At 50.7% G+C, this 16,842-nt stretch carries 16 protein-coding genes; 8 read left to right on the forward strand and 8 right to left on the reverse strand.

The window, feature by feature from the left end; all coding sequences use genetic code 11:
- Window positions 1-2: 2 nt before the first annotated feature.
- Complete coding sequence (locus tag ACI0FF_RS01790) at window positions 3-1,415, reverse strand: dihydrolipoyl dehydrogenase family protein (RefSeq protein WP_419798447.1); 1,413 nt, start codon at window positions 1,413-1,415, stop codon at window positions 3-5.
- Window positions 1,412-2,161 (reverse strand): TVP38/TMEM64 family protein, encoded by a 750-nt coding sequence (locus tag ACI0FF_RS01795; protein WP_419798448.1) that lies wholly within the window; start codon window positions 2,159-2,161, stop codon window positions 1,412-1,414. Before ACI0FF_RS01795 ends, ACI0FF_RS01790 begins: the two co-directional genes overlap by 4 nt.
- Before the next feature lie 211 nt (window positions 2,162-2,372).
- On the opposite strand from ACI0FF_RS01795, the gene addB reads away from it, so the two are divergent.
- The 3 genes from addB (at window position 2,373) to trxA (ending at window position 9,218) form a co-directional block, all read left to right on the forward strand.
- Window positions 2,373-5,375 carry a double-strand break repair protein AddB gene (gene addB, locus ACI0FF_RS01800; RefSeq protein WP_419798449.1) on the forward strand — a complete coding sequence of 1,001 codons (3,003 nt, stop codon included), beginning with the start codon at window positions 2,373-2,375 and terminating at the stop codon, window positions 5,373-5,375.
- Window positions 5,372-8,803, forward strand: a complete 3,432-nt coding sequence (gene addA, locus ACI0FF_RS01805) for a double-strand break repair helicase AddA (RefSeq protein ID WP_419798450.1) — start codon at window positions 5,372-5,374, stop codon at window positions 8,801-8,803. The genes addB and addA overlap by 4 nt, the downstream gene beginning before the upstream one ends.
- A gap of 97 nt (window positions 8,804-8,900) precedes the next feature.
- Window positions 8,901-9,218 carry a thioredoxin TrxA gene (trxA, locus tag ACI0FF_RS01810; protein WP_188665181.1) on the forward strand — a complete coding sequence of 106 codons (318 nt, stop codon included), beginning with the start codon at window positions 8,901-8,903 and terminating at the stop codon, window positions 9,216-9,218.
- Between the two features lie 88 nt (window positions 9,219-9,306).
- Here trxA and ACI0FF_RS01815 read toward each other — a convergent pair whose 3' ends face one another.
- Window positions 9,307-10,098 (reverse strand): ABC transporter permease, encoded by a 792-nt coding sequence (locus ACI0FF_RS01815; protein WP_419798451.1) that lies wholly within the window; start codon window positions 10,096-10,098, stop codon window positions 9,307-9,309.
- 72 nt (window positions 10,099-10,170) lie between these two features.
- On the opposite strand from ACI0FF_RS01815, the gene ACI0FF_RS01820 reads away from it, so the two are divergent.
- Complete coding sequence (locus ACI0FF_RS01820) at window positions 10,171-10,725, forward strand: regulatory protein RecX (RefSeq protein WP_419798452.1); 555 nt, start codon at window positions 10,171-10,173, stop codon at window positions 10,723-10,725.
- Window positions 10,726-10,766: 41 nt separating this feature from the next.
- Here the strand turns inward: ACI0FF_RS01820 and ACI0FF_RS01825 are convergent, their stop codons facing one another.
- The 3 genes from ACI0FF_RS01825 to ACI0FF_RS01835 all read right to left on the reverse strand — a co-directional run bounded on the left by ACI0FF_RS01825 (window position 10,767) and on the right by ACI0FF_RS01835 (window position 12,335).
- Window positions 10,767-11,432, reverse strand: a complete 666-nt coding sequence (locus ACI0FF_RS01825) for a c-type cytochrome (protein ID WP_419798453.1) — start codon at window positions 11,430-11,432, stop codon at window positions 10,767-10,769.
- A gap of 95 nt (window positions 11,433-11,527) precedes the next feature.
- Complete coding sequence (locus tag ACI0FF_RS01830; RefSeq protein ID WP_419798454.1) at window positions 11,528-11,752, reverse strand: hypothetical protein; 225 nt, start codon at window positions 11,750-11,752, stop codon at window positions 11,528-11,530.
- A 43-nt stretch (window positions 11,753-11,795) separates the two neighbouring features.
- Window positions 11,796-12,335, reverse strand: coding sequence for an NUDIX hydrolase (locus ACI0FF_RS01835; protein WP_419798455.1), 540 nt, complete (start codon window positions 12,333-12,335; stop codon window positions 11,796-11,798).
- 48 nt (window positions 12,336-12,383) lie between these two features.
- Here ACI0FF_RS01835 and ACI0FF_RS01840 point away from each other — a divergent pair, with 48 nt between their 5' ends.
- The 4 genes from ACI0FF_RS01840 (at window position 12,384) to ACI0FF_RS01855 (ending at window position 14,943) form a co-directional block, all read left to right on the forward strand.
- Window positions 12,384-13,052, forward strand: coding sequence for a flavin reductase family protein (locus tag ACI0FF_RS01840; RefSeq protein ID WP_419799678.1), 669 nt, complete (start codon window positions 12,384-12,386; stop codon window positions 13,050-13,052).
- Window positions 13,053-13,164: 112 nt separating this feature from the next.
- A complete protein-coding gene (locus ACI0FF_RS01845) occupies window positions 13,165-13,536 on the forward strand; it encodes a histidine triad nucleotide-binding protein (protein ID WP_419798456.1) in 372 nt (123 codons plus the stop codon).
- Window positions 13,537-13,627: 91 nt separating this feature from the next.
- Entirely contained in the window at window positions 13,628-14,509 is an 882-nt protein-coding gene (locus ACI0FF_RS01850; RefSeq protein WP_419798457.1) for a DMT family transporter, read from the forward strand.
- Complete coding sequence (locus ACI0FF_RS01855) at window positions 14,506-14,943, forward strand: GNAT family N-acetyltransferase (RefSeq protein ID WP_419798458.1); 438 nt, start codon at window positions 14,506-14,508, stop codon at window positions 14,941-14,943. Before ACI0FF_RS01850 ends, ACI0FF_RS01855 begins: the two co-directional genes overlap by 4 nt.
- A 217-nt stretch (window positions 14,944-15,160) precedes the next feature.
- Here ACI0FF_RS01855 and ACI0FF_RS01860 read toward each other — a convergent pair whose 3' ends face one another.
- Both ACI0FF_RS01860 and ACI0FF_RS01865 read right to left on the reverse strand, forming a co-directional pair.
- Window positions 15,161-16,042 (reverse strand): prephenate dehydratase, encoded by an 882-nt coding sequence (locus ACI0FF_RS01860; RefSeq protein ID WP_419798459.1) that lies wholly within the window; start codon window positions 16,040-16,042, stop codon window positions 15,161-15,163.
- A 20-nt stretch (window positions 16,043-16,062) separates the two neighbouring features.
- Window positions 16,063-16,803, reverse strand: coding sequence for a 3-deoxy-manno-octulosonate cytidylyltransferase (locus ACI0FF_RS01865; RefSeq protein ID WP_419798460.1), 741 nt, complete (start codon window positions 16,801-16,803; stop codon window positions 16,063-16,065).
- Between the last annotated feature and the right edge of the window lie 39 nt (window positions 16,804-16,842).

Here is a 16,842-nt window from a genome sequence, read left to right on the forward strand (position 1 = left end):
ATTTATCCGAAACGCAGCAGGAAGCGCACAAACTTTTTGGTCTTTTCGCTGAATAAGGAGGGGGTAAAGAAACTACCTGCCGCCCGTTTGGAGACTTCGCCCAAGGTAGGGTAGGGCGCAATCATGGACGCAATCGTACCGATTTTTAACTTTTGACCAATCGCGAGAACCCAAACTTGAATGAGTTCCCCCGCGTTTGGCCCGACAATGGCGGCCCCTAAGATCCGTCCTTTCTTGGTGGTGATGACTTTGATCAGTCCGTGTGTTTTGCCTTCTGTGCGTGCCCGGTCATTTTCGCTGAAGGGCCAGCGCAGGATGCGGATCTCGTCATGTTCTTTGCGCGCGGCGTCTTCATGTAAACCGACACTGGCGAGTTCCGGGTTGCAATAGGTTACCCAGGGTAAAGCACTGTAGTCAGCCTTGGCGGGCAGACGGAACAAGGCGTTTCGAATGATAATGCCTGCGTCATATCCGGCCTTGTGGGTAAATTGCAAACCACCGGTCACATCACCAATGGCAAAGATTTTTTTATTGCTGGTGCGTAGGCGGGCGTCAATGTGAATGCCGTGATTGTCATAGGCAACGTTTGCGGCTTCCAGATCAAGACCGTCTGCATTGACTTGACGGCCCGTGGCGACCAACAGGTGGGATCCTGTGTAAATCTCGTCCCCTGTTTTGACGACGATTTCGTCGTTCAGTTGGGTGATGCTTTCAATTGATGTTTGTTCAACGATATGAATACCGTCTTGTTGCAGGCGGGTGCGGATAAAATCCACCAGTTCGGGATCATCCTTGGGCATCATGTGGGAACGGATTAAAACGGTGACTTCTGCGCCCAATTGGCGATGGGCTTGTGCCATTTCAATGCCGATGGGACCACCCCCTAAAATAATTAAGTGTTTTGGTGTTTCTGTCAGATTAAAGATGGTTTCGTTGGTCAGATAATTAACATTGTCCAACCCATCAATCGGTGGGATGAAAGCGCGCGACCCGGTGGCGATGACAAACCGTTTGGCTTGGACGGTTTTACCCGCAGCAATTAATGTTTGCGGGCCGATGAAACGGGCGGCCCCTTGAATGACCTGTACGCCCATGCCTTCAAATCGTTCAATGGAATCATGAGGCGCGATTTGGGCAATCACACCGTGGACATGATCGTGGACTTTTTGGGCATCAATGGCGTTTAAGGTGGCGTCTGTGCCAAATGCGCCTGCTTCGCGGACATGCTGGGCGGCATGGGCAGCCCCCAAAAGGGCTTTAGAAGGGACACAACCATAATTCAGGCAATCCCCCCCCATTTTGGCTTTTTCAATCAGAATAACCTTTGCCCCCATTTGCGAGGCCCCTGCGGCAACTGACAGCCCGCCTGACCCGCCGCCGATAACGCAAATATCAGCTTTGATTGTCTCGCTCATTGTGCCCTCCGGGGTTTAATTTTTTTGTAGATTACAGGGATCATTGCCAATGCAGCAAGGCCGATAATGGGGGTAAGGATTTGCGGGCTGAAAATAATGCTTAAATCCGGTGTTTGGCCTGCATCAAAAACAGCGCCTAAGCCACTGCCGACAGACGCATAGACAAAGGCCCCGGGGATGATACCGAAAAAAGTGCCAAAGATATAAGTACGCAGCTTAACTCCCAACAGTGCCGGAACAAGATTGACCAACCAGAAGGGAAACAAGGGAACGAGGCGTAAAACCAGCATGTAGCTTAGCGCGTCTTCCTGAAAACCTTTTTCCATCCGGTTTAATGATTTGCCGACCTTGGCATGGAAAAAATCATAAAGGGCATAACGAGCCAGCAGGAAAATACCAATGGCCCCGGCGGTGGCACCTAAGACAATATAGACAGTGGCCTCTATTGTTCCAAACAGAAAGCCGCCGCTTAAAGATAGCCAAACTGCACCAGGCAGGGAAAACATAACGGCGATATGGTAGGCCAGAATAAAGCCGAGAATCGCCAGAATATAATGTTCCTGTGTCCATTTCAGAATGTCTTGGCGATTGTCACGCAAGGTATCAAAAGAAAGATAATCCGCGCCACCAAAGACAAAAAAGGCAACGAACCCGCCTGCAATAATCAGTAAGGGGATGATATGGGCTTTTTTCTTTTTGGAAGGAGGTGTGTTTTCTATGGTGTTCATTCTTACCGGCGCAGTCATATGTGTTGTTCCTTGGGCTTGTTCTCTTGTCTCCTATTCTAGCGTTCTTTACAAGAGGGGCCAGTCACGCTTGCGTGAGGGGAATGTGATTGACGTTATAATGATGAAAAATAAATGTTGATTGACTTAAAAATACGGTTGAGCGTCGTAAAATAATCGCTGGCATGATTTCTGTCTGGACCGCTGTTTTCTTTCCCATTACAAACATGACATGAACACGAGATCGCCAAACGTTTATAGCATTTCCCCCCATGTCTCCTTTGCGGATGCATTGGTGCATGGCGTTATGGAAAAATTTGGGGAACGGCCGGAAACCTTGTCCCAAGTCACATTGTTGTTACCGACGCGACGGGCCTGTCGCACGGTGCGCGATGCTTTTTTGCGTTATGGCGACGGCAAGGCTATGTTGTTGCCACGTATGCAGCCGATCGGTGATCTGGATGAAGATGAACTGGCCTTGACCGGCTGGCAGGATATCGGTGGGTTAAACGCGATTAAGCCCGCCATTGCGCCCTTGCGCCGTCAGATACTTTTGACCCGTTTGATCCTTGGTTTTGAAAAAGAAAAAACGACCGCCGATCAGGCTGCGCAATTGGCAAATGAGTTGGCAAGCCTGCTTGATCAGGTCCATACCGAAGGGTTGAATTTTAGAGATTTACAAAGCCTTGTGCCGGAAGATTATTCGGAACATTGGAATATCACCCTCGATTTTCTGAAGATTTTGACGGAACACTGGCCGTTGATCTTGGAAAGCGAAGGCGTGCTGGACCCGGCAGAACGTCGTAATCGTCTGTTGGCGGCGCAGCGTCAGGTTTGGGAAAAGACCCCGGCAAAACATCCGGTTATTGCTGCCGGTTCAACTGCCTCTATTCCGGCAGTGGCGGACTTGCTGGCTTGTGTGGCGCGTATGGAAAACGGTATGGTGGTTTTGCCGGGTCTTGATCGGTTTATGGCCGACGATGACTGGGATAATCTCGACCCCAACCATCCGCAATATGGATTGCGTCAGTTGTTGCGCCATATGCGCACGGTCCTGCAAGAAGTTCGTGATTGGGGTGATTTTGCCTTGCCAGGGGCGCATCCCTTACGTGCTCGTTTGTTAAGCGAAGCCATGTTACCCGCCGCCAGCACCGATAAATGGCGAACGATGGCCCATCCCGCCAATGGTCTTTTGGCCGGGGTGGAACGTCTGGATTGCCCGACCCCGTTTGAAGAAGCCGGGGCCATTGCCCTGATGCTGCGAAACGAGCTGGAATTTGCGGGTAATACAGCCGCCCTTGTCACCCCGGATCGGAACTTGGCGCGCCGTGTGGCTTCGGAATTGCGCCGATGGCAGATTGAGATTGATGATTCGGCCGGTATTCCGTTGCAACATAGTCCTGTCGGGGCTTTTTTGCGTTTATTGGCCCAATGTGTTGTGGATGATTTTGCCCCTGTTGCCTTGTTGGCCCTGTGTAAACACCCCTTTAGTGCGGCTGGAATGGACAGCAAGGTTTTTCGCCGTCAGGTGCGACGGTTGGAACTTTATAGCCTGCGTGGCCCTCGTCCGGCAGGTGGCCTGGCAGGGTTGCGCAGTGCCTTGGAAAAGCGCGAAGCCGATTGGCGCAAACGTACAAAACGTCTCAGTGTGCATCAGAAAAAGATATTGGATGAACTGAACGGTTTACTGGATGCGTTGGACAAAGCCTTTCATCCGTTTAACAAAGTGATGAAGCGCAAAAAAACTGATATCCTGAAACTGGTTGAAGCTCATATCCGGGTGGCTGAACAAATGGCCAGTATAGATGTGGAAACAGGTGCGCAGCGCCTATGGGCGGGGGAAGCGGGCGAAACCTGCGCCGATTTCATCAGTGAACTGATCGAGGCTGCAAACGGGTTTGGCGAACTGGATTGTGCCAGCTACCCTGCCTTGCTTGATGCGTTATTGGCGGGTCGGGCTGTTCGCCCTAAATTCGGGGCGCACCCGCGTCTGTCAATCCTTGGTTTGTTCGAGGCGCGTTTGCAGCAGTTTGACCTTGTCGTACTGGCTGGGTTGAACGAGGGCACATGGCCCCCTGATACCACCGCAAGTCCGTGGATGAGCCGCCCGATTATGCGCGATTTCGGTTTGCCACTGCCGGAATTTCATATCGGGCAAACCGCCCATGATTTTGCCCAGCATTTTTGCGCCCCACGTGTGGTGATTACGCGTTCTGATCGTGTGGATGGCACACCAACAGTGCGTTCGCGCTGGTTGCGCCGTTTGGAAAATCGACTAAGCGGGACGGAACTGGCAGAGGATTTTAAAGGCAATGCAGGTTGGCTTTCCATGCAGGCTGCCCTTGATTATGTTGCAAAAATTCAGGCGGTCGCTCCGCCCGCCCCGCGCCCACCGGTGAGTGCACGTCCGCGTCATCTGTATGTAACGCGTGTTGAAGAATGGATGCGTGATCCGTATGGCCTGTATGCCAAAGAAATATTAAAAATCAGGAAACTAGATCCGATTGACGCCGATCCCGGCGCGGCAGATTATGGTAATATTATACATGAATCATTAGAAAAATTTATGGATAGATACCCACGTGACTTACCGGATAATGCAGTAGAAGAACTGCGTGCGATTGGGCGGGAAGTTTTTGGTGCAGAACTGGAAAACCCCGGTATCTGGGCGTTTTGGTGGCCCCGGTTTGAACGGATTTGTGATTGGTTTGTGGCACAGGAACAGGGTCGTCGGGCCTTGATTGCCAAAAGTTATAGCGAGATTGAAGGCGGCCTGACGTTTGAGGCGCCGGCTGGCCCCTTTACCATTTCTGCCAAGGCGGATCGGGTTGATCTGTTCAAGGATGGGGAAATCGCCATTATTGATTATAAAACCGGGGTCCCGCCCACCAAAAAAGAGGTGGAAGCCGGGTTTGCCCCGCAATTGCCGTTGGAAGCCGTGATTGCAATGGCAGGCGGGTTTGAACAGTTTGGCCCGCGTGATGTAAAAGAATTGGAATTCTGGCGTTTACGTGGCGCACAAGAAGCCGGTAAACGCCAAGCGGCAACCGATAATCCGGCGCAGACGGCGGCGGATGCATTGGAAGGCTTGCAAGGACTGGTCGCGGCCTATGACCGGATCGAAGCGCCCTATGGATCGCGGCCCAATCCTGAAAATGCCCCGAAATATTCTGACTATGAACATCTGGCCCGCATCAAGGAATGGTCCACCGCTGCACAGGAGGGAGAGGAATGAGCGATCTTCTGGATCCTAATGTAGTGCAGCGCCAAGCATCTGACCCCAAGGCATCCGTTTGGGTGGCAGCCAATGCGGGGACTGGTAAAACCAAGGTTTTGACCGATCGTGTGCTGTCATTGATGGTGACGGGGACCAAGCCCCATCATATCTTGTGTCTGACCTTTACCAAAGCTGCGGCTGCTGAAATGTCCAACCGGATTGCCGATAAGCTGGGGCAATGGTCGGTTATGCCGGATAATGATTTGCGCGAAACACTGGGCGAATTGTTAAGCCGTGACCCCAGTGAAAGTGAATTTGTGCTTGCCCGTCAATTGTTTGCCCATGTGCTGGATGCACCGGGCGGCATGCAAATTCAGACCATCCATGCCTTTTGTCAGTCTTTGTTGCGTCGTTTCCCGCTGGAAGCCGGATTGGCCCCGCATTTTCAGGTCATGGATGAACGTAATGCGGCAGAATTGCTGAAAAAAGCACAAGACGAGGTCATGCTGGATGCCCGGTTGGGGCGCACACCGGAACTGTATGAGGCCTTGCGCCTTGTTACCTCGCAAATTCACGAAACGGCCTTTCCTGAATTGATCGGGGCATTGGCCGGGGCACGTGGTCGATTGCGCCGGGTGCTGGATCATCATGGCGGGGTGCGCAAACTTGTCGCGGTTCTGGCGGATCGGATGGACCTGCAACCCGGTGATACACCGTCGCGCATTGTGGATCAGGCCTGTGATCAACATAGTTTCGATGCATTGGGTCTGCGCGTTGCGATGGAAGCGTTGCTCAATGGCAGCAAGGGCGATATGGAACGCGGGCACATGCTGGCAAAATGGCTGAGTTCCACACAAACCGAGCGTCTGGCGTTTTTTGATGCCTATCGCGATGCTTTCCTGACAGGCAAGGGGGAGCTGCGCAAAACCTTGATCACCAAAGGGGCAGCGGCAGATAGTTTGGGGGCCATTGATGTCCTGACGGTGGAAGGCGAACGGATGTTGCGCACCGCACGAAAAGTGCGCGCAGCGGTGACCCTGCAATCCACCCATGCCTTGTTGCGGATCGGTAAATCCCTGCTGGATTCCTATGATCGCCAAAAACGAAACCAAGCGGTGCTGGATTACGATGATTTGATCTTGAAAACCCGTGATTTATTGACTCATGAGTCGGTGCCGTGGGTTTTATATAAGTTGGATGGGGGCATCGAACATGTTTTGGTCGATGAAGCTCAGGATACCAATCCGGACCAATGGCGGGTGATAGAAGCCTTAACACAGGAATTTTTCGTCGGTGACGGAGTCCATGATGGGAAAAACCCTCGGACAATCTTCGCCGTGGGGGATGTAAAACAGTCGATCTACAGTTTCCAAGGGGCTGATCCGGCAGAATTTGATCGGATGAAACATCTCTTCGCTGATCAGGTGCCGAAATCACAACGTATCTGGCGCGAAGTGCCTATGACCATGTCGTTTCGATCGACACGGGCGGTGTTGCAAGCTGTTGATGCGATTTTTAAAGATCCAAGCGTTGCGCAAGGTGTCGAAATTGATGATGCCATTCGACATGATGCGTGGCGTCAAAGTGATGGCGGACTGGTGGAAATCTGGCCGCCGATCCGTCCGAGTGCCGCCACACCGGCGCAACCGTGGAAACCCCCGGTGGAACGTTTGCAGGTCGATAGTCCACGTGCACGTCTTGCCAAATTAATCGCCAAGCGCATTCAAAAAATGGTCTTGTCCCACGAGTTATTGGAGGCAAAAGGTCGTCCTATCCAGCCCGGAGATATCATGGTGCTGGTGCGCAGGCGCAGCGGTTTTGTCGAAGAACTGGTGCGTGCCTTGAAGGAATTGGATATCGCGGTGGCCGGGGTTGACCGGATGGTTCTGGGCGAACAAATCGCGGTGATGGATCTGGTGGCGTTGGGGCGGTTTTTGCTGCAACCCGATGATGATTTGCAATTGGCCTGCGTGTTGAAAGGACCGTTGCTGGGCCTGAGCGACGAAGACTTGTTTGATCTTGCCTATAAACGTCCGGGCAGTTTGTGGTCGGCTTTGCGTGATAAGGCTAAAAGCGATTTGCGTTTCCATACGGCCCATAATTATTTGGCGGATTTGATGGCGCGTACCGACTATGTCCGTCCGTTTGAATTGTTTACTTATGTGCTGACGGCGCTGGGCGGGCGGCGCAAGTTGATTGCCCGTTTGGGGGTGGAAGCCGAAGACCCGATCAATGAATTTCTGGATTTGGCCCTGAATTTTGAACGCAGTCACGCCCCCGCACTGGAAAGTTTTCTGGCATGGCTGGAAACAGGGGATACAGAAGTCAAACGGGATCTGGAACAGGCTAGCCAAAATGCGGTACGCGTGATGACGGTACATGGGGCGAAAGGTCTGCAAGCGCCTATCGTCTTTATGCCCGATACCATGCAGGTGCCCAGCAAAGGATCAAAACTGTTATGGCCCTTTGATAAAGAAATGGGAACTGAGCTGTTTATCTGGCCGCCGAAAGCGGAATTTTTTGAAGAGATTGCAAGTGCTGAAAAAGACCGCCTTGCCCAGAAACAGGATGAGGAATACCGTCGTCTGTTGTATGTCGCGCTGACACGGGCTGAAGATCGGCTTTATATCTGTGGATGGGAAACCAAGCGGGCAGCCCCGGCGCACTGTTGGTACAATCTGGCCCACGAAGGCTTGAAAGAGGTTGCGGACAAGCTGGATGATACGTTCCTTGAATCGTGTGACGAAATCGACGAAAGCGAGATTTTGCGTCTGGTTTGTGCACAGGAAAAAGAAGCCAAAGTGGAAAAAGGACCGGATCGCCTGAATGTGGTGATTGAATCTTTGCCACCTTGGGCACGTAGTAATCCCAAATCAGAACCCAGCCCGCCCCGCCCCCTTGCCCCGTCCCGCCCAACTGAGATGGAACCGGCAACGCGTTCGCCCTTAGGCGATGATCATGGTTATCGTTTCAAACGCGGGAATATCATTCACGCCTTGTTGCAGACCTTGCCGGAATTACCAGAAGGGGAGCGCGAAGAAGCCGCGCGTACCTATCTAGCTGGTCCGGCGCATGGCTTAAGCGCGGCACAGCAGGACGAGATTGCCTGTGAAACCTTGCGTGTTTTGTGTGATGATGATTTTGCGGATGTGTTTGCACCGGGGTCACAGGCCGAGGTGCCAATTGTCGGGACGGTGAATGGGCGGGTAATTTCCGCGCAGGTGGACCGACTCCTGATCGGGGAGCGTGAAATTGTAATCGTTGATTACAAAACCAATCGCCCGCCGCCGCGTTCAGTTAAAAAAGTTCCGCAAATTTATATTAATCAGATGAAAGCCTATCGTGCAGCCTTGCAGGCGATTTATCCAGATAGATTGGTACGTTGCGTGTTGTTATGGACGGACACGCCAAGGCTGATGGAGATACCGGAAAATATGCTGGAATAGCTTTTTTATAGTTTCAGGTGACTTGACGCGCAGGCGTGTCGACCTTAAATTCAGAGCCACGCTATTTTTTAAAGCCTTACCCAACTAGGATAAGACAATGACCAAAAAGATTACAGACGACAGCTTTGATGCAGATGTCGTAAATTCCGATAAACCCGTTCTGGTCGATTTCTGGGCCGAATGGTGTGGCCCGTGTAAACAGATTGCACCGGCACTGGAAGAACTGTCCGACGAACTGGGCGGTAAAGTGACCATTGCAAAAATCAATATCGACGAAAACCCCGGTACGCCGTCTAAATTCGGTGTGCGCGGTATTCCGACATTGATGTTGTTCAAAGACGGTCAGGTTGCAGCCACTAAAATTGGTGCTCTGCCCAAGAACAAATTGCAGGAATGGATCGAGTCTGTCCTTTAAGGCAAACGCGATAGAATGCATAAAAAAGCCGCCGGTGATTATATCCGGCGGCTTTTTTACTTTTTTTATATTGAGTGGGTTTGATGGGTTACGCTTTCAGTTTGTAACCTGTTTTGAACATGCGATAGGACAGGATCCATAAGAAGGCATTGACCCCGGCCATAACTAAAATACCCGTGAGGATATTGCTGTCGGCATGACCGATAAAACCGGCCCGGAAACCGTCGATCATGTAGAAAAACGGGTTTAAGTGCGCAAGGAATTTACCCAGTTCCGGCAATCGTTCGATGGAATAAAAAGTGCCGGACAGGAAGGATAACGGTGTCACCACAAAGTTTGTAACCGCTGCGATGTGATCGAATTTTACCGACCAGACACCACCGACAACCCCGAACAGGGACAGCATCAACGCACCCATGAAACCGTGATAAAGGATAAGGGCGGCATTTTCCATGCCCATCGGGACAAACAGGCTCATCACCGCAACAATCAAGGCCCCGATCACCAGCCCGCGTGTGGTCCCGCCCATTGCAAAGGCAAAGGTTAGCTCATGCGCGGTCAAGGGCGGCATCAGGGTATCAACAATATTGCCCTGAACCTTGGCAATCAGGATGGAACTGGAGGTATTGGCAAAGGCATTTTGTGTAATGGCCATCATGACCAGACCAGGGGCGAGGAATTCCAGAAATGGAACCGATCCGATTTGTTCAACCGAGCGACCCAAGGCAAGGCTGAAAACAGCAAGGAATAAGAGGGTGGTGACCAGCGGGGCAAGCAAAGTCTGGGTATAGACTTTTAAAAAGCGGCGCACTTCGCGTGAGTAAAGCGTCCACAGGCCCAGCCAGTTTCCGGCATTGGGATTGACTTCAGTGGGATGCATAAAGGATTCTCTTTTTGGCTAAATAAATTTATATTTGTTGTATCAGATAAATGACTGCATTCTAAGTGAGATATGTCACAAGATAAAAAAATTCCAAGGCCGTTGACCAAAGAGTCGCTGCGCAACAAGGCGCTGCGCTACATTGATCGTTTTGCCACATCGCGTGAAAATTTGCGCAATGTGTTGATGCGTCATGTCCAGACATCAAACTATTATCACGAGACTTCTATCCAAGACGGGGTCGACTGGATTGAAGACTTGTTGAACAAGTTGGAGGCAGCAAATTTCATCAATGATGCCCGTTATGCCGAGGGACGCGCAGGCGCTTTGCACCGCAAAGGTACCTCTCAACGTGTGATCCGTATGAAGTTAATGGAAAAGGGCCTATCTGAGAACCATATCGCGCAGGCTTTGGCAGCTTTGAAAGAAGAAACACAAAGCGAAAATCTGGAACGTGACGCAGCCCTTGCCCTTGCCAAACGGCGCAAGCTCGGCCCTTACCGTTTGCCAGAAAAACGCGAGGGCTACAAAGAAAAAGACCTCGCGGCAATGGCCCGCGCCGGTTTTTCCTACGACCTTGCCCGCGACATTATCGAGGCGGAAAGCGTGGAAGATTTGGAAGGGTAAGGGCGCCACCCCCGCTTTACAGGGATGGCGACAATGAGAGCCTATTTAAACGTTGCCAGATAAGCGGCAACATCTTTGCGGTCTTGTTCGTCTTTTAGCTTGAAAGTCATTTTGCTGCGGGCTGTGGCATCACCGGTTTGGTCGCGCAGGAAAGTGGTGGGGTTCTCAACGTAGGTTGCAATCAGGCCTGTATCCCAAGTGAGATCAAGGGCTTGCATGCCGTTTGAATATTTGAAATCTGCAACGCTGCCGGCCTTACGTCCGACCACGCCAAACAGGTTTGGGCCGACTTTATTCTTGCCGCCTTGTTCAACCGTGTGACAGGCTTTGCATTTTTTGAATACGTTCTCGCCTTTTTCCGCATCACCACCGCTTATGACATTGCTGAAAGATGCAGCGGCATTTTTGGCCGCATCGGCTGCTTTTCCAGCTAACTCTTCGGCTTTATCCGCAACACGACCCGCATCACGTTGCATATTTTCCAATGCTTCTGCCGGTGTCATATCAAGGTTTTTGTCATCGCTTTCAGCCTTGGCGATGGGTTCTTCCTTGGTGGGGGTTGGTGCCGGGGCTGGTGTTTTTGCAGCTTGTTCAACGGTTTTTGTTGGTGCGTTGTCTTTCTGTTCAGCCTTTTTGTCTTCATCACCACAGGCCGTTAGAATGAGTGCGGTTGTTAGCAAGGCGGTCAGAGAGATAAGAGAGCGCATAATTCTTTCCTTTGTCTATGAGGGGGGCTATTCATCGGAAATATAGACAGGGCACGCTATGACTGTGGTCACAGGTAACCATGCAAAATGAGATGTCAGACTAGAATATTCAAGTAATAGCCGCGTGGCACATCGTCGCGCAAAGGCTCACCTGAGGCCAGAAGACGGCGCAGGCGTTCAAGCGCACCGCGAATATCAGGGCCGTCGCGGCGGGTCGTTTTGGCAATACGAACACGTTCTTCCCGGTCTGCACCGTAAGAGCCGCGATCACCGACGACCGGCTGGGTTGTTGACCCGGATATGCGAATATTAGAAGACATGGGCCTATTCTAACAGCTGCTATTGAAAATCGCCATACACGATTTAAGTGATATGGATGTATTCGGATGTTTTGTAAATGGCAGGCACCGTCTGCTGATCCTTGACTTCCATAAACCGTCGCAGCGTCCATTCTACCGAGGGAAAAGCAAGGTCATCCCACGGAATATCGGCCCAGTTGAACAGGGCGACTTCCAGGCTTTCGCTGCCGGCTTCAAAAAAGGGGCTTTGCATCGGGGCGCGGTGCATAATCATAACGTGACCGACCTGCGGGACCTCGTAAATGCCGATGATGTCCTGAATATCCACATCGACACCGGCTTCTTCCTTGGCTTCGCGGGCAGCCCCTTGGGCGACGGTTTCGTCCAGTTCCATAAATCCGGCAGGGAACGTCCATTTGCCATAAGAGGGCTCAATCGCGCGCCGACACAGCAGGAATTGATCTTCCCATGTGCAAACGGCCCCGACGACGATGCGGGGATTGCGATAATCGATAAATCCACAATCCGGGCAGACAAGGCGTTCACGGTCGTCACCTGCCGGGATTTGTTTTATGCTGGGGCCAGTTAATTTTTGATCAGACATGAACGCATTTTGCCCTTTTGATGGTTTTAAGGCAATATGTGTTTGCAAATGCATATGAAGTTAGAAAACACGTTTGAAGTTAGAGAAAAAAAATTTATGTTTTTTAAAACAAATGAATCCCATCCCCTGCCCCATCATCCTTTCAAAGCCTGTATTGCGCCGCGCCCTATCGGTTGGGTCAGCACGGCGAATCGGGAAGGTATCGGCAACGTTGCACCCTTTAGTTTTTTTAATGGTATAGCGCAAAATCCACCTCAGCTAATGATTGCGATTAACGGGAAATCACCACATTCCGATCGTAAAGATACTTTGCAAAATATTGAAAATACAAAAGAATTTGTTGTTAACATTGCAACGTACGACTTGAAATATGAGATGTTTCGTACAGCTGCACCCGAACATCCTGACATGGATGAAGCAGTGCTCGCAGGCCTGGAGATGATTCCGTCCACCTTAATCAAACCGAAAAGAATTAAAAAATCACCGATTCATCTGGAATGCGTTTTAACCGAGATTATCCCGCTTTTGTGTGATCAGGAGTCAGAACGCAACACGGCAATCTTTGGGCATGTGGTTGGCATTCATATTGATGATGGGGTTTTGGTGGATGGTAAAGTTGACTTGAAAAAGGTCAATCCGATCTCGCGATTGGGCTATAAGGACTACGCAACCCTTGGCGAAATTTTCCAATTGGATGCGCCTTGGCGTAAGGGGTGAAGGTGAGGATAGAAATGTATCCATACAAAAATTCCCTTGTCAGGTTTTCTTTTTTTCGACAAGGTAGGCACCCTCGAACAACTTACGGCATTATTTAGAGAGCTTTAAAGCCATGGCATACGATTCAAACAACATTTTCGCAAAAATTCTGCGCGGCGAAATCCCGTGTGAGAAAGTGTATGAAAACGACTATGCGCTGGCATTTAAAGATATTGCGCCGCAAGCCCCTGTGCATACGCTCGTGATCCCAAAAGGTGCGTATGTCAGTTTTGACGATTTCAGTGCCAATGCGTCCGATGCAGAGATTGCAGGATATATCCGCGCAATCGGTGTGGTGGCCCGCGAGGCTGGTGTTACGGAAAGCGGTTATCGCATTTTATCGAACATTGGTGAAGACGGCGGGCAGGAAGTTCCACACCTGCATGTTCATATCTTTGGCGGTCGACGCCTCGGTACAATGGTTAAACCGGCAAATAAATCATAAGATTCCTTTATTTTTTAAGGGGTCTTCCCCTGAAAAAATAAAGATATATTTCGGTAATGGGGAAGTCCGCTTTTCACAGGAGGCATTCTCCATGTCCAACCTTTCTGATATTTCCCGTGGCTTGATTCTGATGGCACTTGGGATGGCATTTATGAGTGTCATGGATGCTGTCATTAAGCATCTGACCGACAGCATGAGTGCGCCGCAAGTTATGTTCTTTCGCTCTCTGTTCGGTTTGTTGCCTTTATTGATTATTGCCTGGCGTAAGGGTGGGGTACGTGCGGTCTATACGCGACGTCCAGTTGTGCATATTGCGCGTATGTTATGTGCGGTGGCTGCCTTTGCTTCCTTTACTATCGGGCTGCGTTACATGTCTTTGGCGAATGCCTTGGCGTTAAGCTTTGCAGCACCGTTCTTTGCCGTATGCTTTTCCGCCCTGCTTATGGGGGAACGAATTGGCGTTCACCGTGTCCTAGCGATGCTGGCCGGATTTGGAGGGGTGGTTATTGTTTTAAAACCGGATGATGGCATTTTTGGGGATGGCAGTGGTTATTTGCTTATTGTTGCGGTTAGCTTTGCATTGGCACAGGTCTTGGCCCGTAAATATCGTGAAACTGAAACAGCCTTGAGTTTCAGTTTTTGGACGATGACAGGTATGGCAATTGTTGGGGGGATCGGTACGATTATGTTTTGGCAGGACATGACACCTGCCATGTGGGGATGGTCCCTTATCATGGGGCTTGTCGGGGGTGTGGCGGCTTATTGCATGACAGAAGCCGTGCGTGCCGCCCCTACTGTTGTGGTTAGTCCGATGGAATATACTGCCTTGATTTGGGGGGCACTGTTTGATTGGGTGTTCTGGCAGGTTTTTCCCGAACAGGCGACGATTGTCGGCAGTCTGGTGATTGTGGCCAGTGGCATCTACATTTTATGGCGTGAACGTTCTTATAAAAAGGAAGTAAAAATCTTATGAATATCCGTATGATACAAGAAGGTGATTTTGACCAGTGGCTTATGTTGTGGCAAAGCTATCTTGATTTTTACAAAGTTGATCTGGGCGAATTGCAAAACCGTGCCGTCTGGATGCGCTTGATGAACGAGGCTGATCCTTTACAAGGGTTTGCGGCCATAGAAAATGACCGTTTAATCGGTTTTGCCCATTTCTTTTTTCATGGAACAACATGGTTTCAGACATCTTATTGTTATCTGGAAGACCTGTATGTGGATCAGACGCTACGTTCACGCGGTACGGGTCGGGCTTTGATTACGGCTTTGAAAGAAGAAGCATTATCAAAAGGTGCTGCGAAACTTTACTGGCATACGGACAAGCAAAATGAAACGGCACAGGCGCTTTATAACAAAGTCGCAGATTTAACCGATTTCATTCGCTATGACATAGCTTTGTAAAAAAAAGCCCGGTTTGATCTGGGCTCTCAGGTTATTGACAAAGCCCTAAGCTGTCATCCCCGACCTCGATCGGGGATCCATCTTCATCCAATGAGCGATATTTAACCCGTTGATTGTAAATGGATCCCGCATCAAGTGCGGGATGACAATTTTGGTCAATTATCTACGAAAAACACTTTGTCAGCAGTCTGAGCCCGGTTTGATCCGGGCCCTTTCTTTATTCATCTGTGATTTTTTGCTGTAAACGGTAGGGATGGGGGGGGTAAACACCAAGAATTTTAACCGTTTGAGTGAAGAATTCGAGTTCTTCCAAGGCAAGGCGCAGATTACGGTTGTCGGGATGACCTTCGCAATCGGCATAGAATTGAGCGGCAACAAAACTGCCATCCACAATATAGCTTTCCAACTTGGTAATATTCACACCGTTGGTGGCAAACCCACCCAAGGCCTTGAACAAGGCGGCGGGCACGTTGCGTACCCGAAAGACAAAAGAAGTTACAGACATCCCTGCCTTTGAGTGTGGCACGATGGCTTCTTTTGACATCACGATAAAACGGGTGGTGTTGTGTTCGGCATCTTCAATATCAGCGGCGAGTGAGGTTAGCCCGTAAATTTCACCAGCCAGTTCAGAGGCAATAACTGCGCGGGTGGTGTCGCCCGATTTTGCAATTTCTTTGGCGGACCCGGCGGTATCAACAGCAACGATGGGTCTGATATTGTGTTCTTTTAAGAAATCACGGCATTGGTTCAGGGCATGTACATGGCTGTAAACTTCGGTGACGTCTTCCAGTTTTGTACCGGGAACAGCCAACAGGTGATGGTTGATGCGTTGGTAATGTTCCCCAATGATATGCAAGCCGGATTCTGGTAACAGGTGATGAATGTCGGCAACCCGCCCGGCCACTGAATTTTCAATCGGGATCATGGCGAGGCCGGCTTTGCCGTCACGTACTGCGCTAAAGGCATCTTCAAATGTCCGACACGGCATTGTTGTCATTTCGGGGCGTGACATGCGGCATGCCAAATCCGAATAAGCACCATGTTCACCTTGAAAGGCGATAAGTTTGGCCGGATCAACCGGACGGGACAAATCAGACATTTGCTTTCTCTACCTATTTCTTATTTAAGCGCAGTGCGTGCGCGTTCTAAATCTTCGGGAGTATCAACGCCCAAGGGGACGGTGTCAACGAGGGCGACATCAATGCGCATGCCATTTTCAAGGGCGCGCAGTTGTTCGAGTTTTTCGCGTTGTTCCAGCACACCGGGGGCGAGATGGACAAAACGCTGCAAAGCATTCCGGCGGAAAGCATAAAGACCGATATGGTGATAAAGCGGGCCGTTGCCATAAGGGGCGGTGGCGCGGGTGAAATAAAGCCCGTGCCCCACGTTTGCGCCGTCTTCAAACCCGACCACGGCTTTGACCACATTCGGGTTGGTTTTTTCCGATTCTTCACTGATTTCCACAGCGAGTGTGGAAATATCGACAACCTCTTTACCCAAAGGGGCGAAGACTTTGCGCACGATCTCGGGGTCCAGTGTTGGCAGATCGCCTTGCACATTGACGATGGCATCATATTTTTCGTCCGGGTCAATGGCTTGGACCGCTTCGTAAACCCGGTCAGACCCGCTGGGATGATCCGGGCGGGTTAAAACCGCATGCCCCCCGGCTGCAATGACAGCATCGGCAATTTCTTTTTCTGCGCAGGCGACAAAAACGGGACCGATTTTAGCCTCCATCGCACGGCGCCAAACATGGACAATCATGGGTTCGCCATGAATATCGGCCAACGGTTTGCCGGGCAAGCGTTCGGATGCCATACGCGCAGGGATGATCACGACAGGATTTTTGGGTAAAGACATGGGCTTACACTCATATGATTGGCTTCTTCTTGTTGTTTT

The sequence above is a fragment of the Terasakiella sp. 4MB5A genome, from assembly GCF_050058155.1.
Classification (GTDB): domain Bacteria; phylum Pseudomonadota; class Alphaproteobacteria; order Rhodospirillales; family Terasakiellaceae; genus Terasakiella; species Terasakiella halodenitrificans.

Bases quoted from the DNA above. Each gene is read 5' to 3' on its own strand.
- ACI0FF_RS01865 (WP_419798460.1), bottom strand. From the start codon at position 16,803: ATGTCTTTACCCAAAAATCCTGTCGTGATCATCCCTGCGCGTATGGCA.
- addA (WP_419798450.1), top strand. From the start codon at position 5,372: ATGAGCGATCTTCTGGATCCTAATGTAGTGCAGCGCCAAGCATCTGAC.
- ACI0FF_RS01815 (WP_419798451.1), bottom strand. From the start codon at position 10,098: ATGCATCCCACTGAAGTCAATCCCAATGCCGGAAACTGGCTGGGCCTG.
- ACI0FF_RS01790 (WP_419798447.1), bottom strand. From the start codon at position 1,415: ATGAGCGAGACAATCAAAGCTGATATTTGCGTTATCGGCGGCGGGTCA.
- addB (WP_419798449.1), top strand. From the start codon at position 2,373: ATGAACACGAGATCGCCAAACGTTTATAGCATTTCCCCCCATGTCTCC.
- ACI0FF_RS01845 (WP_419798456.1), top strand. From the start codon at position 13,165: ATGGCATACGATTCAAACAACATTTTCGCAAAAATTCTGCGCGGCGAA.
- ACI0FF_RS01860 (WP_419798459.1), bottom strand. From the start codon at position 16,042: ATGTCTGATTTGTCCCGTCCGGTTGATCCGGCCAAACTTATCGCCTTT.
- ACI0FF_RS01825 (WP_419798453.1), bottom strand. From the start codon at position 11,432: ATGCGCTCTCTTATCTCTCTGACCGCCTTGCTAACAACCGCACTCATT.
- ACI0FF_RS01830 (WP_419798454.1), bottom strand. From the start codon at position 11,752: ATGTCTTCTAATATTCGCATATCCGGGTCAACAACCCAGCCGGTCGTC.
- ACI0FF_RS01795 (WP_419798448.1), bottom strand. From the start codon at position 2,161: ATGACTGCGCCGGTAAGAATGAACACCATAGAAAACACACCTCCTTCC.
- ACI0FF_RS01850 (WP_419798457.1), top strand. From the start codon at position 13,628: ATGTCCAACCTTTCTGATATTTCCCGTGGCTTGATTCTGATGGCACTT.
- trxA (WP_188665181.1), top strand. From the start codon at position 8,901: ATGACCAAAAAGATTACAGACGACAGCTTTGATGCAGATGTCGTAAAT.
- ACI0FF_RS01820 (WP_419798452.1), top strand. From the start codon at position 10,171: ATGTCACAAGATAAAAAAATTCCAAGGCCGTTGACCAAAGAGTCGCTG.
- ACI0FF_RS01835 (WP_419798455.1), bottom strand. From the start codon at position 12,335: ATGTCTGATCAAAAATTAACTGGCCCCAGCATAAAACAAATCCCGGCA.
- ACI0FF_RS01840 (WP_419799678.1), top strand. From the start codon at position 12,384: ATGCATATGAAGTTAGAAAACACGTTTGAAGTTAGAGAAAAAAAATTT.
- ACI0FF_RS01855 (WP_419798458.1), top strand. From the start codon at position 14,506: ATGAATATCCGTATGATACAAGAAGGTGATTTTGACCAGTGGCTTATG.